Raw genomic sequence first — 14,240 nt, 5'->3', positions numbered from 1 at the left:
TCTGCAATTCCTAACCCTTGGCGTCGATCTCCTGGTAGATGCCGGCCATCCAGGCCTCGACATCGTCCGCGGTGCGGGGCAGCGCCGCGCTGAGGTTCACGGGGCCCTCGGCGGTCATCAGGATGTCGTCCTCGATGCGCACGCCAATGCCCCTGTACTCCTCGGGAATGGCGAGGTCTTCCTGCTTGAAGTACAGGCCGGGTTCGATGGTGAAGACCATTCCCTCGCGCAGCACGCCGTCCAGGTAGAGTTCCCGCTTGGCCTGGGCGCAGTCGTGCACGTCGAGGCCGAGGTGGTGGCTGGTGCCGTGCGGCATCCAGCGCCGGTGCTGCTGGCCGTCCTCGCTGAGGGCTTCCTCGACGGGGACCGGGAGCAGGCCCCACTCGGCAAGGCGCTCCGCGAGGACAGTGGTTGCGGCCGTGTGGATGTCGCGGAACTTCACGCCGATCTGGGCGGCCGCGAAGCCGGCGTCGGCTGCGTCGAGGACGGCTTCGTAGATCTTGCGCTGCACGTCCGAGAACTTGCCGTTGGCCGGGAGCGTGCGGGTGATGTCCGCGGTGTAGAGCGAATCGGCCTCAACGCCGGCGTCCAGCAGCAGGAGTTCCCCGGCGTTGACCTTGCCGGTGTTGCGGGTCCAGTGGAGCACAGTGGCGTTGTTGCCGGCGGCGGCGATGGTGTCGTAGCCGAGTTCGTTGCCTTCCTCCCGGGCGCGGGCGAAGAAGGCGCCCTCCACCACGCGCTCACCGCGGAAGTGGGTCAGGGCGCGGGGCAGCGCCTTGACCACTTCGGTGAACCCCTCCACCGTTGCGGCCACTGCGATCTGCATCTGCTCGATTTCCCACTCGTCCTTGGTCAGGCGCAGCTCGGAGAGTGCTTCGGAGAGCTTCTCGTCGAGGGCGTCCAGCACGCCAAGGTCCAGGTTGTCCGGGTCCTTGGCGGTGTTGTAGCGGGCGGTGTCCACGAGCGCGTCGATGTTTTCGTCCGCCTTGCGCACCAGGCGGATGGAGACGCCGCCGATTTCGGGGGCGCCGACGTTCTTGGTGATGGCCACCTCGAGTTCATCGATGTGGGCCGTGGGGATTCCGAGCCGGGCCTCAAACTCGGCCAGCGTGGGCCGGGCCCCGATCCAGAACTCTCCCGACCGTGCGTCGGCGTAGAACTGTTCGGTGTCCCGTCCGGCCAGCGGCCGGAAGTAGAGCGTGGCGCGGTGGCTGCCGCCGTCGTCGCCCTTGCCCTCCTCGACAGGTTCGAAGATGAGCACGGCGTCGGGCTCATGGTCCAGGCCGAGGCCGGTGAGGTGGGCGAAGCCGGAGTGCGGCCGGAAGCGGTAGTCGCAGTCGTTGGACCGGACCTTCAGGGGCCCGGCCGGAAGCACGAGGCGTTCACCCTTGAACTGGTCGGAGATGGCCCGCCGCCTCTTCGCGGCGTGGCTGGCGACGGCGTCCCGTTCAGCGGTCACCTGTGGCGCGGGCGCCCAGTTGCTGGCCATGAAGGCCTTGAAAGCCGCGGAACTGGGCCGCTGGGAGCGGTTGTTGACGCGCTCTTCCAGGGGCTGGGAAGCTGTGTTTTCACCGTTGTGGGTGTTGTCTGCAGAGTTCACCGTCCCATCGTCTCACCAGCCGAGCGGCTTAGGCCAACACCGGCGCGGGAGGGAGAATCATGGCCATCCCGGCCACAGGGGCGCGCCATCTACTAGGCTGGGCTGGTGAGGATAGATCTACACGCCCACTCGAATATTTCCGATGGCACGGAAACTCCGGCTGAGGTCATGGCGGCCGCGGCGGCTGCAGGGCTGAACGTCATCGCGCTGACAGACCATGACTCCACGGACGGGTGGGAGGAAGCGTCCCGGGCGGCGATTGAGGACGGCGTGGCACTGGTGCCCGGGATGGAGATTTCCTGCCGGACAGAGCACGGGATCAGCGTTCACCTCCTGAGTTACCTGCACGACCCCACGCACCCGGGCCTGCTCGAAGAAATCACGAAGGCCAGGGAAGCGCGCCTGACCCGCGCCGAACGCATGGTTACGCTCCTGGCGGAGGATTACCCCCTTAGCTGGGACGACGTGATCCACCATGTGGCGCCGGGGGCCACGCTGGGACGGCCGCACATCGCCGACGCCCTGGTGGCGGCGGGCGTGGTGGCGGACCGTTCCGAGGCCTTCACTTCCATCCTCACCTCCCACTCGCGCTACTTCGTGCAGCACTACGCGCCGGAGCCGGCCCTCGCCGTCGAACTGGTCCGTGCCGCGGGCGGCGTTCCGGTCTTTGCCCATCCCGTCGCCTCCGCGCGGGGGCGCATCGTGGGTGAAAGCACGTACCACAACATGATCGACGCCGGCCTGGCCGGGCTGGAGGTCAACCACCGGGACAACCCGGAGGAGGGCCGGGAATTCCTGCGGAAGCTGGCCGCCCAGCACGGGCTCCTGGTGACCGGGTCCTCGGACTATCACGGCGTGGGCAAGCCGAACCGGCTGGGCGAGAACCTGACTGCGCCGGACGTGTTCGAGCGGATTGAGGAGCTGGGCACGGGCACCGCCGTCGTGCGCTGAATCCCACCTTGGTGCGCTAAATCCCATCTGGGTAGCACTTCAGGGCGTTCCCAGCGCTGGGAACGCCCTGACGTGCTACTTACTTGGGCGGATGCCTACGCGGGCGGGCAGGACGCGATCTCGGCGTGCGCCCCGAGCCGCTTGGCCATGACGTCGATGGCCGGCTGGTTCTGGTCCACGCAGACGAACCTGCGCCCCATCTTGGCTGCCACGGCGCCGAGCGTGCCGGAACCGGCGAAGAAATCGAGGCACCAGTCACCCGGACGGCTGGAGGCAGCCACCACGCGGCGCACCAGGCCCTCGGGTTTCTGCGTGGGGTAACCGGTTTTTTCCTTGCCGGTGGGGGAGACGATGGTGTGCCACCAGACGTCGGTGGGCAGCTTGCCCAGCTCACGCTTGGCCGGAGTCACCAGCCCTGGCGCCATGTAGGGCTCCCGGTCCACCTCGGCGCTGTTGAAGTGGTACTTGGCCGGGTTTTTGACGTAGACGAGGATGTTGTCGTGTTTGGTGGGCCAGCGGTTTTTGGCGCGGGCGCCGTAGTCGTAGGCCCAGATGATCTCGTTGAGGAAGCACTCACGGCCAAAGATGGCGTCCAGCATGACCTTGGCGTAGTGCACCTCGCGGTAGTCAAGGTGCAGGTACAGGGTGCCGTCATCGGCCAGGAGTCGCCAGGCCTCCACGAGGCGCGGCTCGAGGAAGGACCAGTAGTCGCTGAAGGCGTCGTCGTACCGGTGCAGGGCGCCCTTGATCGTGTCGTAGGAGCGGCCCTTGAAGCCCACCCGGTCGCCGTCGCCCTCGGCGTTCAGCACCATCCTTGTTTCCTGGCGCTGCTGGGCCCGGCCGGTGTTGAAGGGCGGGTCCACGTAAATGAGTGTGAAGGCGCCGTCCGGCAGCGTGGGGAGGAAGTCCGCGTTATCCGCGTGCACCACCAGGTTGCTGCCGTCCGGCGCCCAGACAGTTTCAGTCATTGAGACTATGGGGCCTCGGTGCCGCCCGGCTGTGAGCCGGTTGATGCGGATTCGCTGCCGGAAACCACTTCGCCATTGCGGCGGCGCGTGCGGGTGCGGTTGCGGCGCGGGCGCGCCGGCTGCTCCGCTTCAACAGTCGCAGTGGAGGCGGGGCCGGTTCCTGCATCCGCGCCTGAGTCTGAAGAACGACGGCGGCGCTCGCCCGAACGCTTGCCCGCATCACCGCCGCGGCGGCTGCCTTCCCTGCTGTCGGAGCGGCCGGCGTCGCGGCCGCCGGAGCGGGTGTTCTTCTTGCCGGTCTCGCCCAGGTCCTCCAGGACTTCGGCGTCGACGCCGGCCAGCGTGCGCTTGTTGCGGGGCAGACGGCCCTTGGTCCCCTCGGGTATGTCGAGTTCCTCGAAGAGGTGCGGCGAGGAGGAGTAGGTTTCCACAGGCTCGGGAACGCTCAGGCCCAGTGCCTTATTAATGAGACCCCAGCGCGGCATGTCGTCCCAGTCCACGAACGTCACGGCGGTGCCCTTGTTGCCGGCGCGGCCGGTGCGGCCCACACGGTGCAGGTAGATCTTCTCGTCCTCGACGCACTGGTAGTTGATGACGTGCGTGACGTCGTCGACGTCGATGCCGCGGGCCGCGACGTCGGTGGCCACGAGGACGTCCACCTTGTTGTTGCGGAAGGCACGGAGGGCCTGCTCGCGGGCGCCCTGTCCGAGGTCACCGTGGATGGCAGCCGCGGCGAATCCGCGGTCCACCAGTTCCTCGGCAACCTTGGCTGCGGTGCGCTTGGTCTTGGTGAAGATGATGGTCCGGCCGCGGCCGCGGGCCTGCAGGATGCGGGAGACCACTTCGATCTTGTCCATGCTGTGTGCGCGGTAGATGAGCTGGCGGATATCGCGCTTGGTCAGGCCCTCGTCGTCCGGATCGGCGGCGCGGATGTGGGTGGGCTGCGTCATGTACCGGCGGGCCATCGCGATGACGGGGCCAGGCATGGTGGCGGAGAACAGGAGGGTCTGGCGGACCGCCGGGGTTCCGGCGATCAGGGTCTCGACGTCGGGCAGGAAGCCGAGGTCCAGCATCTCGTCGGCCTCATCGAGGACCACGATCTTCACGTTCTTGAGCACGAGGTGCTTCTGCTTGTAGAGGTCGATGAGGCGGCCGGGTGTGCCGACAACCACTTCCACGCCCTTCTGCAGCGCGTCGATCTGCGGTTCGTACGCGCGGCCGCCGTAAATCGTGGCGATGCGGACGTTGCGCTTGCGGGATGCAGTCTGCAGGTCGTTGGCCACCTGGACGGCAAGCTCGCGGGTGGGAACGATCACCATGGCCTGCGGCGCGCCGGGGGAGGGCAGCTTGTCGAACCCGGCGTCGTCCCGGCCCACCACACGCTGGAGGACGGGAATGCCGAAGCCAAGGGTCTTGCCGGTGCCGGTCTTGGCCTGGCCGATGATGTCGTGGCCGGACAGCGCGACGGGCAGCGTCATGGCCTGGATGGGGAAGGGGTGCGTGATGCCGGCGTCTGCCAGCGACTCAACGATGTCGGCGCGGACGTCGAAGTCGGCAAACGACTTTTCGGCTATTTCGTGCGGTTTCTCGTCCGAGATGATGGTCTCTTCCGGCTCGATGGTCTCGGTGCCGGTGTCGTCGGAGAGAAGCTGGTGGGTATGCAATTCACTCACAGGGGAGTTTCCTTATTCATTTAGGCATTGGCGCCGCCTGCTCAACGGGGAGGGCACGGGGGCCGTTCCGGAGCACGCTCAGACGCGCAAGCAATTCCAGTGGAAGCCGATCGCGGGCTATCTAATTGCCGGCACTGGGGACCGGCGGGTGGTACTCAAGATCGCGTAGGGGCGGGCTTGTTGAATTCAAATCGAGGAAATCAACGACCGGGCATCCATTACTACCCACCCAGTCTACTGGCAAACCCGTGTTTTCCTTGACTCACGCCGCCGCGGGGGCCCGTGGCGGGCGCAGGAGCGGATCAGCCGACGAGCTCGAGGTGGACCTCCCTGGTGGCGATGTCCGAGGAGATGAGCCGGACGCGGACCCTGGTGCCGGGCTCCATTTCGCCCGCACACCTGGCCGTCACGGCCGGTTCGGCGATCTGGACCACGCCGGAGGGCCCGGACCCGTTGGCTCCCTTGCCGTTCAGGCCTTTACCGTTGTTGCCATTCCCGTTGCCGGCGCCGTTTCCGTTGCCGTTTTTGGCCGGCTTTGACCCGGAGATCACCACGGCATCGAACTCCTGTCCGATGTGGTTGATCAGCAGCGCGGCTTCGACGGTATCCAGGGCAAGGCGTTCCATCCTTGCCGCCAGCTGGTCCGAGTACGCCATGATTTCGGGCAGCGAGGGGAGCGCCTCCCGGGCCCAGGCCGGCACCGGCTGGTTGTTGCTCAGTGCCTCGCAGATGACCAGAACAAACCGGTCCACGAGCCGGCGCAGCGGCGCGGTGGTGTGGGCGTACGCCGTGCCGATGGCTGACTGGACGGCGACCTCCGGGACGGTTCCGTCGAAATGCGTGTACGCGGCGCCGCGGAAGAGCATGCCGGCCGAATGGAGGATGGCCAGTTGCCGGTGGTCGGTGGGATCGAGGGTGCGCAGGTACTCGCCGTAGCTTTCCTGCCCGTCCCATGGTTTGCCCAGCGCGGCCGTCTGGCGCTTGAAGTGGCTGAGCGAGCGTTCATCCGGCGCCGGCATGGTGCGCAGGATCCCCACCCTGCCATTGAGCATCAGCGAAGCGGCGGCCATCCCGGTCATGAGCGAAATCTGGGCGTTCCAGTCCTCCACCGGAAGCTGGGGGACCGCCACGATCCGGTAGCCGCCGTCGGGAAGCTGGACAATCTCCTGCTCCGGCATGTTGAGGCTGGCCCCGCCGCGGGCCCGCTCCAGGTCCACGCGCTTGCGCCCCACCTCGCGCAACAGCTGCAGCATGGGAGGGGCGGTTCCGGCATCCAGGTCCGCCTGGACGCCCTTGTAGTTGAGCTTGGCCCGGCTGCGCACGGTGGCCCGGCGCACCACCACGGACACCACCTCGGCGGCGGCGTCGAGCTCGAAATCCCAGACAAAGGCGGAGCACAGCTGTCCGGCCAGCAGGCTGCCGGCGTTCTCGCTGATCACCTCAGGATGCAGCGGTATTCGGCCGTCCGGCGCGTAGAAAGTCTGCCCGCGGCGGCGGGTCTCGGCGTCGAGCGCGCCGCCCGGCTGCACGAAGGACGGAACGTCGGCAATGGCGTAGAGGATCCGGTAGCCCTCGCCGCGGCGTTCGATGAACAGTGCCTGGTCCAGGTCGGTGGACGACGGCGGATCGATGGTCAGGAAGTCCACCCCGGTCAGGTCCAGGTCCGGAAACTGCCGGTCCGCCACGGCGGCTTCGGCTTCCTTGAGCACATCCTCGGGGAAGTCCCCCGGAAGCTCCAGCTCCGTCCGCAGTGCGCTCAGGGCGTCCGCGAGCGCGTTGGTCTGCTCGTGGACGCTGGGCGACAGACGATGATGTGACACGAAAATCAGGTTAGCCCGAATTGCGCCGTTAGTCTTGGATTATGGGCACATCCTCGGCTGACACCGCTCGCTACGACCGTTTCGTCGCAGACCTGTTCGGTGTGATGGCATATGGCGAATTGTCCGCGTTCGAACGGCTCTCCTCCGACGCCCGCTACTCACCCACGCTGCATGACCGGGCCGTGATCGGCAGGATCGCGGTCATTGAATTCCAGCACTACGAACTGGTGAGCGCCAAGCTGGCGGAGATGGGCGTCGACGTCGAAAATGCGATGCTGCCGTTCCAGTCGGCCGTGGACCACTTCCACGAACGGACCCGTCCGGCAGACTGGTACGAATCCCTGATGAAGGCCTATGTGGTGGACACCGTTTCCGCCGATTTCTACCGGGCGGTGGCCCGGTTCGTTGATCCCGGAACGCGCGACCTCATCCAGCAGGTCCAGTCGTCGGAAGAAGCCACGGGCGTCCTCCGGGACCGGCTCAGGGGAGCGCTGGCGGACGACCCCCGGCTCGCGTCCCGGCTCGCGCTGTGGGGCCGCCGCCTCCTGGGTGAAGCGATAACGCAGGCCCAGCGCGTGGGCCACGAGCACGCCTTTCTTGGCGAGCTGTTCGTCGAGGCAGAGCCAGGCGCCACGGACGACACCGCACGCGAGCTGATGCGGGGCATCACCGCCGAAGTCGCGGAAAACCATTCCCGGCGGATGGTCCAGCTGGGACTGAGCGGGTAGCGGTCAGACCCGTTTTTCGGATTAGGAGATGGCTGCCGGCGCCGTTGCGTCGAGGGCGTCGAGCAGTTCCGCCGCGGCGGCTGCCGGGTCTGCCGCATCGGTGATGGCGCGGACGACGACGATCCGGCTGGCTCCGGCCGCCAGGACCTGCTCCACATTCGTGCGGTCGATCCCGCCGATCGCGAACCAGGGCAGCAGCAGGCCGCCCACCCGTTCCTCATTCGCGGTGCGGACAGCCTCCGCCGCGTAGCGCACCAGGTCGAGCCCGACGGCGGCGCGCCCAGGCTTGGTGGGCGTGGCCCAGAGCGGGCCCACACAGAAATAGTCCAGGCCGCTGCGACCGTGGGCGGCGCCGATGGCGGCATCCACCTGATCCGTGCTGTGGGTGGACAGTCCGATCACGGTGGCATCGTGCAGCAGCTTCCGGGCGGCGCGGAGCGGCAGGTCCTTCTGGCCGATGTGGAACACCGGCGCACCGGCGATGGACGCTATGTCGGCGCGGTCGTTCACGGCCCACAGCCGGCCGTGCCTGCGGGCGGCGGCATGGACGATTTCCAGCAGCTCGAGTTCCTCGGCCGCCTCGATGCTCTTGTCCCGCAGCTGGATGATGTCCACGCCGCCGGCAAACGCCGCGTCCACGAAGTCCGCGAAGTCCCCGCGGTCCTTGCGGGCGTCGGTGCAGAGGTACAGGCGGGCGGCGGTGTGGGCAGAGTGCTGGGTCATGGCAACCACCTTAGTTCCTCTAAACTGGGCAGGTACCGCGGGAGCCGTTACTGCTGTCATAAAAGGCGCAGGGCTGAGAGGGCGTCAGAGCCGACCGCTTGACCTGATCCGGTTAGTACCGGCGTAGGGAAGGATTATGCATGAACCCTGGAACCAACGGCGAAGAATGTGCCGCCACAAGGCTTGAGGCAGATGTGGCCGTCATCGGCGGCGGCGTGGTGGGCCACGGCATCGCCTGGGAGGCACGGCGCTCCGGCCGCTCGGTGATGCTCATCGATGAAGCCCCCGGCAGCGGCGCAAGCTGGGCCGCGGCCGGGATGCTCGCTCCGGTCAGCGAATTGCATTACCAGGAGGAAGGGCTCCTGGAACTGATGCTGGAATCCTCCGCCAAATGGCCGGGGTTTGCCGCCACCCTCACTGCCGGCGAGGACGCCGGGTACCTGACGACGCCGACCCTTGCCGTGGGTGCCGATCCCGCCGACCGCCGCGCCCTGATGGACCTGCGGGACGTGCAGCGGACCCACGGCCTGGATGTTGAACCGCTGACCATCCGCGAGGCACGTTCCCGGGAACCGCTGATCAGCCCCGCGATCTCCTGCGCCCTTGACATCCCGGCGGACCACCAGGTGGATCCGCGAAGACTGGTCCGGGCGATCGCTGCCGAGCTGGCCGGCGATGGCCAGGAGATTGCGGCAGCGGGGGGATACGCGGTACGGGAGCACGCCACCGGCCTGCTCTGGGACGGCGGGCGGGTCTGCGGGGTCCGGCTGGCCGGAGGCGGGTCCGTCAGGGCGGCCGAGACGGTGGTGGCCAACGGCCTGGCCGCGGCGCAGCTGCAGAACCTGCCGGAAGGCCTGCAGCTGCCGCTGCGCCCGGTCTACGGAGACATCCTCAGGCTCAGCGTCCCCGCACACCTGCAGCCCCTGCTCACCGCAACAGTCCGCGGCATGGTGCGGGGCGTTCCGGTCTACATCGTGCCCCGCCAGGACGGCACGGTGGTAATCGGTGCCACCCAGCGCGAGGACGGGGTGCCGGGCACCAGCGCCGGCGGTGTCTACCAGCTGCTGCGCGATGCGCAGGTCCTGCTGCCGGCAGTCGCCGAGCTCGAGCTGCTTGAAGCCACCGCGCGGGCGCGGCCGGGCACACCGGACAACGCGCCGCTGCTTGGCCGGGTGCCGGCCCGCGGGCAGGGGCCCGGGACGGACGTGGCCGGCCTCATCATCGCCACCGGCTTCTTCCGCCACGGCGTCCTGCTGACCCCGGCGGCCGCAGCGATCTGCCGCCAGCTCATGGATGGCGTCGCGGATCCGCGCTGGGCCGCGTTCCGGCCGGGCCGGTTTTCCCCCGGGCTCGCGGACCCGGTGGGAGCGGCCGCCGCACTCTCGCATTGACCCGCGTCACATTTGACCCGAACAAGGAACCAGCATGAACATCACTCTGAACGGTATTGAACAGGAAGTAGGCGAGGGCGCCTCGGTCACCTCGCTCGTCAGCCAGGTCACGGGACGCCGCCTGTCCGCCAACGGGCAGGCCGCCGACGGCCAGCGACTGGGTGTGGCGGTGGCGCGCAATGCAGCCGTCGTGCCGCGCAGCCAGTGGCACAGCACCGCCCTCGCCGAGGGCGATGAGATCGAACTAGTCACGGCAGTCCAGGGAGGATGAGCACGATGGCAGAAACACTGACTGAAACAGCAGACAGCCTTGTCATTGACGGGGTGGAGCTGACCTCGCGGCTCATCATGGGCACCGGAGGCGCTCCGAGCCTGGACGGTCTCGGCTCAGCGCTGGTCGCGTCCGGCACCCAGCTGACCACAGTTGCGATGCGGCGCTATTCGCCGGCCGAAACAGGCTCACTCTTCCAGCTGCTGGTGGACCACAACATCCGCGTGCTCCCCAACACCGCCGGCTGCTTCACGGCCCGGGAAGCCGTCATGACGGCCGAGCTGGCCCGTGAGGCGCTGGAGACCGACTGGGTCAAGCTCGAGGTCATCGCGGACGAGCACACGCTGCTGCCTGACGCCGTGGAGCTGGTGGACGCCACCGAGCAGTTGGTCAACCGCGGCTTCAAGGTCTTCGCCTACACCAACGACGACCCCGTTCTGGCGCTCCGGCTCGAAAACTTGGGAGCCTCGGCCGTCATGCCGCTGGGAGCACCGATCGGCACGGGCCTGGGTATCCTCAATCCGCACAACATCGAGCTGATCGTGTCGAGGGCTTCCGTTCCCGTGGTCCTGGACGCAGGGATCGGCACGGCCTCTGACGCGGCACTGGCCATGGAGCTGGGCTGCGACGCCGTGCTGCTGGCCACCGCGGTCACCCGCGCCCAGAAGCCCGCGCTCATGGCCGAGGCCTTCAAACACGCCGTCATCGCCGGTAGGCTGGCGCGTGCGGCCGGGCGGATCCCGCGCCGTGAGCATGCCCTGGCGTCGTCGGCCATGGAGGGCCGGGCGGAATTCCTCTAGGTCCGGCCGCCTCTGCCGGCCCGGCGCGCGGCAGGCTCAACAGGTCCTTCTGAGGAGTGCAACGTGGCCGCCAGAGATGACATTCTCACCCGACCCCAGATCGACGACGCGCTCACAGCGCTTCCCGACTGGCGCTACAGGCTGGGCGGCCTGGTCACTGCCTATAAAACGCCGACGGCGGCGTCCGCGCTTGAGCTGATTGCCGCCGTCGGGCGTGTGGCAGAAGACATGGACCACCATCCGGACCTGGACTGGCGCTATAACCGGGTGTTCATCCGGTTCAGTTCCCACGACGTCGGGGGCGAGGTGACCACGCGGGACACCCGGGCCGCGGCCTCGGTCAGCGACGCCGCGTCGGCGGCAGGCGCCGAGGCCCAGCCCGGCCTGTACCGGTCGGTGGACATCGGCATCGACACGGCTGACGCGGCGGCGATCTCGGAGGTCTGGCGCGTCGCCCTCGGTTACCGGAAGGGCCGGTCGGGGGACCTCGTGGACCCGTACGGCCGCGGTCCGGGCGTGTGGTTCCAGGAGACCCCGACGCCGAACGACAACCGCCTGCACCTGGACGTCCACCGCTCGAAGGCCGAGTCGGCACCCGCCCTGGAGAAGACGGCGGCCACCGGGGCGTTAATGAACAGTGACCACGCACCCAATTGGGTGGTGGTCACTGATGCCCAGGGGAACCGGCTCTGCCTGTGCACCGAGGAAGGCCAGGGGCCGGACATCGCCGGATCTGAGGGCGGCTAGATCTTCAGCGCTGCCGTCAGCCGCCGGGTGTCCTGTTTGGCGCGGGCACGGCCGAAGTAGACCGCCACTGCCAGGGCGGCAGCCGTCCCGGCCACCATGGGAAGGACCCACGGCAGCCAGGTCAGGCCCGGCCGGTAGCCCAGCCCCGCCCAGATGCAGATGATCCACGCCAGCACGCCCACCACCGCAGCGGTGCCGGCCGGCAGGAGGATGCCGTACTTGGTGTGGCGCCGGTCGTTGGCCCAGATGATGAAGCCGGCAGCAACGGTCACCAGGAGCACGATCACGAGGGACAGCACGGTACGGCCTACAGTGCGCCGAAGCCGACCCGGCGCACTTCCTCTGCGCCGATTTCGACGTAGCCGAGGACGTTGGCCGGGATAATGATCTGGCGGCCCTTCTCGTCGTTCAGGCGCAGCTCGCTGCCCTTGGCGATGGCCTCGGCCACGACTTTGGCCACAGCGTCAGCATCCTGCGCCGATTCCAGCACAATTTCACGGCCGACGTTCTGAATGCCGATCTTTACTTCCACAGCAAGGCCTCCCAGCCAGTCAAGGTTGAAATTTCAAAGGTAGTTTCAGTTGTAGTCTAGGTCTCTTTGGGGAAGCGAGAGATTCCGCGCCAAGCTAAACGGTAAATCAGGTCGCTGGCCACATCGAGGTCGAGGTCCCCGTCCGTTTCGAGCCAGTACCGTGCGCTGACCTGGGCCATGCCCGCGAGCCCGCGGCCCAGCAGCTGGGCCTCCAGCAGGGGCAGCTTGGTGTCCTCCGCAATGACCTGTGCAATGGCATTGGCGAACGTCTTGTTGAACGTCTCCAGGCGCGAGCTGACGTCGGCGTCGTTGATCAGGTCGGACTCAAACACCAGCCGGTGCGCCTGGTCGTCGCTGTCAATGAAGCGGTAGTAGGCGCGCATGACGGCCTGCACGCGCTCTTTGTTGTCCGTGGTGGAGTTCAGGGCGCCCAGCATGAGCTCGGTCAGCGCCTCGAGGTGGCTGTCCAGCAGGGCGAGGTACAGTTCCCGCTTCGAAGGGAAGTGCTGGTAGAGCACGGGCTTGCTGACGTGCGCCGTTTCGGCGATCTCGTCCATCGCGGCGCCGTGGTAGCCGTTGGCGACAAAAACCTCCTGGGCTGCGGCCAGCAGCTGGGCCCGCCGTTCGTCGCGCGGCAGCCTGGCGGAGCGCTGTCCGGCGGTGCGGGCCGGACCGGCATGGGATTGCGCGGCCTGAGTTCGATCAACCGGTGCATGATGAACCACTGTTGGCCTTCTTTCCTTTGCAGTTAACTTCACTTTACCCGGGGGTAATATGACCGCGCGGTATCTTCAGGCATACATTGAAGTATGGCTTCTCCGTCCACCGCAAATACAGTCCGCACGCTCCCGGGCCCCCTCGTCGATCCCGCGCCCGGGCTTTCCACCGAAGAGGTGGAGCGGTATTCCCGGCATCTCATCATTCCCGAAATTGGCGCCCTCGGCCAAAGGCGGCTGAAGAACGCGCGCGTGCTGGTCATCGGCGCGGGTGGACTGGGTGCGCCGGCGCTGCTCTACCTCGCCGCGGCCGGAGTGGGCACCCTCGGGATCGTCGACGACGACGCCGTGGACCTGAGCAACCTGCAGCGGCAGATCATTCACGGAGTCAGCGACGTTGGCCGTCCCAAGATTGAGTCTGCCCGGGACGCCATCGCGGAACTGAACCCGCTGGTGGACGTGCGCCTGCACAACGTCAGGCTCGATGCCTCCAACGCCCTGGAGCTGTTCTCGGGCTACGACCTCATCCTGGACGGCGCGGACAACTTCGCCACGCGCTATCTGGTCAATGACGCCGCCGCCATCCTCGGCAAGCCGTATGTGTGGGGATCGATCTTCCGCTTCGACGGGCAGGTCAGCGTGTTCTGGGAGCAGCATGGCCCCACGTACCGTGACCTCTACCCGGAGGCCCCGCCGGCCGGTTCCGTGCCGTCGTGCGGGGAAGGCGGCGTGTTCGGCATGCTGTGCGCGGCGGTCGGATCGCTCATGGTGACGGAGGCCGTCAAGCTGATCACCGGCGTCGGGCGTTCCCTGCTGGGCCGGGTGGCGCTGTACGACGCGCTGGGCGGCAGCTGGCGCGAGATCAGGGTGTCCAAGGACCCGGACGCCCCGCGGATCACGGAGCTCACCGACTACGAGGCTTTCTGCGGCATCGCCCCGGCGGAAACGACCGACACCGAGCACAGTGTGACGGCAACGCAGCTGGCCACGATGCTGGCTTCGCGGCAGGCCGGGCTGAAGGACTTCGACCTCGTGGACGTGCGCGAGGCGGGGGAGTACGACATTGTCCGGATCGACGGTTCCGTGCTGATCCCGCAGGGGCGCATCCTTTCCGGCGAGGCCTGGGGCGAGCTGCCGCAGGACAAGGACATCGTGTTCCACTGCAAGGCCGGGACGCGGTCGGCAGCGGTGCTGGCTGCCGCCCGGAAGGCCGGTTACCAGCGCGTCAGCCATCTCGACGGCGGCATCCTCGCCTGGGTCAGGGACGTGGAGCCCCAGAAACCCGTTTACTGATCCGGCAGTGGCTCGGCCCGGTGCTGG

Annotated in this window: 15 protein-coding genes and 1 riboswitch; of the genes, 7 read left to right on the top strand and 8 right to left on the bottom strand. The window is 67.7% G+C overall.

Annotation, left to right across the window (positions count from 1 at the left end):
- Positions 1-10 precede the first annotated feature (10 nt).
- Positions 11-1,600: an aminopeptidase P family protein gene (locus QF036_RS18075; RefSeq protein WP_307104082.1), complete on the bottom strand. Its 1,590-nt coding sequence runs from the start codon at positions 1,598-1,600 to the stop codon at positions 11-13.
- Positions 1,601-1,705: 105 nt separating this feature from the next.
- Here QF036_RS18075 and QF036_RS18070 point away from each other — a divergent pair, with 105 nt between their 5' ends.
- Positions 1,706-2,551 (top strand): PHP domain-containing protein, encoded by an 846-nt coding sequence (locus QF036_RS18070; RefSeq protein WP_307104080.1) that lies wholly within the window; start codon positions 1,706-1,708, stop codon positions 2,549-2,551.
- 95 nt (positions 2,552-2,646) lie between these two features.
- Here QF036_RS18070 and QF036_RS18065 read toward each other — a convergent pair whose 3' ends face one another.
- The 3 genes from QF036_RS18065 to QF036_RS18055 all read right to left on the bottom strand — a co-directional run bounded on the left by QF036_RS18065 (position 2,647) and on the right by QF036_RS18055 (position 7,012).
- The gene (locus QF036_RS18065; RefSeq protein ID WP_307104078.1) at positions 2,647-3,519 is read right to left on the bottom strand and encodes a DNA-methyltransferase; all 873 of its coding nucleotides are present in this window, start codon (positions 3,517-3,519) and stop codon (positions 2,647-2,649) included.
- Positions 3,520-3,524: 5 nt separating this feature from the next.
- The gene (locus QF036_RS18060) at positions 3,525-5,192 is read right to left on the bottom strand and encodes a DEAD/DEAH box helicase (protein WP_307104076.1); all 1,668 of its coding nucleotides are present in this window, start codon (positions 5,190-5,192) and stop codon (positions 3,525-3,527) included.
- A gap of 302 nt (positions 5,193-5,494) precedes the next feature.
- On the bottom strand, positions 5,495-7,012 hold the full coding sequence (locus tag QF036_RS18055) for an RNB domain-containing ribonuclease (protein WP_307104074.1): 1,518 nt from the start codon (positions 7,010-7,012) through the stop codon (positions 5,495-5,497).
- Positions 7,013-7,053: 41 nt separating this feature from the next.
- Here QF036_RS18055 and QF036_RS18050 point away from each other — a divergent pair, with 41 nt between their 5' ends.
- Positions 7,054-7,740 (top strand): ferritin-like fold-containing protein, encoded by a 687-nt coding sequence (locus QF036_RS18050; protein ID WP_307104072.1) that lies wholly within the window; start codon positions 7,054-7,056, stop codon positions 7,738-7,740.
- Between the two features lie 21 nt (positions 7,741-7,761).
- Here QF036_RS18050 and thiE read toward each other — a convergent pair whose 3' ends face one another.
- Positions 7,762-8,463 carry a thiamine phosphate synthase gene (gene thiE / locus QF036_RS18045; protein WP_307104070.1) on the bottom strand — a complete coding sequence of 234 codons (702 nt, stop codon included), beginning with the start codon at positions 8,461-8,463 and terminating at the stop codon, positions 7,762-7,764.
- 27 nt (positions 8,464-8,490) lie between these two features.
- Positions 8,491-8,610, top strand: a riboswitch (TPP riboswitch).
- Here thiE and thiO point away from each other — a divergent pair.
- From thiO to QF036_RS18025, 4 genes are all read left to right on the top strand, one after another.
- On the top strand, positions 8,604-9,854 hold the full coding sequence (gene thiO, locus QF036_RS18040) for a glycine oxidase ThiO (protein WP_307104068.1): 1,251 nt from the start codon (positions 8,604-8,606) through the stop codon (positions 9,852-9,854). Its footprint overlaps the riboswitch before it by 7 nt.
- Before the next feature lie 34 nt (positions 9,855-9,888).
- The gene (gene thiS / locus QF036_RS18035; protein ID WP_003805112.1) at positions 9,889-10,125 is read left to right on the top strand and encodes a sulfur carrier protein ThiS; all 237 of its coding nucleotides are present in this window, start codon (positions 9,889-9,891) and stop codon (positions 10,123-10,125) included.
- Between the two features lie 5 nt (positions 10,126-10,130).
- Entirely contained in the window at positions 10,131-10,925 is a 795-nt protein-coding gene (locus tag QF036_RS18030; RefSeq protein ID WP_307104065.1) for a thiazole synthase, read from the top strand.
- Positions 10,926-10,988: 63 nt separating this feature from the next.
- On the top strand, positions 10,989-11,672 hold the full coding sequence (locus tag QF036_RS18025) for a 4a-hydroxytetrahydrobiopterin dehydratase (RefSeq protein ID WP_307104063.1): 684 nt from the start codon (positions 10,989-10,991) through the stop codon (positions 11,670-11,672).
- On the opposite strand, the gene QF036_RS18020 is transcribed toward QF036_RS18025, so the two are convergent.
- Genes QF036_RS18020 through QF036_RS18010 form a run of 3 tightly spaced genes read right to left on the bottom strand, consistent with a single transcriptional unit; the run spans position 11,669 to position 12,929 of the window.
- The gene (locus tag QF036_RS18020; protein ID WP_307104061.1) at positions 11,669-11,971 is read right to left on the bottom strand and encodes a hypothetical protein; all 303 of its coding nucleotides are present in this window, start codon (positions 11,969-11,971) and stop codon (positions 11,669-11,671) included. The two genes, QF036_RS18025 and QF036_RS18020, sit on opposite strands and share 4 nt — an antisense overlap.
- Positions 11,972-11,979: 8 nt before the next feature.
- A complete protein-coding gene (locus QF036_RS18015) occupies positions 11,980-12,204 on the bottom strand; it encodes a DUF3107 domain-containing protein (RefSeq protein WP_003805104.1) in 225 nt (74 codons plus the stop codon).
- Positions 12,205-12,260: 56 nt separating this feature from the next.
- On the bottom strand, positions 12,261-12,929 hold the full coding sequence (locus QF036_RS18010; RefSeq protein WP_307104059.1) for a TetR/AcrR family transcriptional regulator: 669 nt from the start codon (positions 12,927-12,929) through the stop codon (positions 12,261-12,263).
- An 84-nt stretch (positions 12,930-13,013) separates the two neighbouring features.
- Here QF036_RS18010 and moeB point away from each other — a divergent pair, with 84 nt between their 5' ends.
- Entirely contained in the window at positions 13,014-14,213 is a 1,200-nt protein-coding gene (gene moeB / locus QF036_RS18005; RefSeq protein ID WP_307104057.1) for a molybdopterin-synthase adenylyltransferase MoeB, read from the top strand.
- Positions 14,214-14,240: the final 27 nt, after the last annotated feature.

The organism is Arthrobacter globiformis (genome assembly GCF_030817195.1).
Taxonomy (GTDB): Bacteria; Actinomycetota; Actinomycetes; order Actinomycetales; family Micrococcaceae; genus Arthrobacter; species Arthrobacter globiformis_D.
Note: the sequence above shows the minus strand (reverse complement) of the source record. Positions and strands in the feature narration are given on the sequence as shown.

Coding starts and splice junctions, on each gene's coding strand:
- QF036_RS18065 (WP_307104078.1), bottom strand. CDS start 3,519: ATGACTGAAACTGTCTGGGCGCCGGACGGCAGCAACCTGGTGGTGCAC.
- QF036_RS18050 (WP_307104072.1), top strand. CDS start 7,054: ATGGGCACATCCTCGGCTGACACCGCTCGCTACGACCGTTTCGTCGCA.
- thiE (WP_307104070.1), bottom strand. CDS start 8,463: ATGACCCAGCACTCTGCCCACACCGCCGCCCGCCTGTACCTCTGCACC.
- thiO (WP_307104068.1), top strand. CDS start 8,604: ATGAACCCTGGAACCAACGGCGAAGAATGTGCCGCCACAAGGCTTGAG.
- thiS (WP_003805112.1), top strand. CDS start 9,889: ATGAACATCACTCTGAACGGTATTGAACAGGAAGTAGGCGAGGGCGCC.
- QF036_RS18030 (WP_307104065.1), top strand. CDS start 10,131: ATGGCAGAAACACTGACTGAAACAGCAGACAGCCTTGTCATTGACGGG.
- moeB (WP_307104057.1), top strand. CDS start 13,014: ATGGCTTCTCCGTCCACCGCAAATACAGTCCGCACGCTCCCGGGCCCC.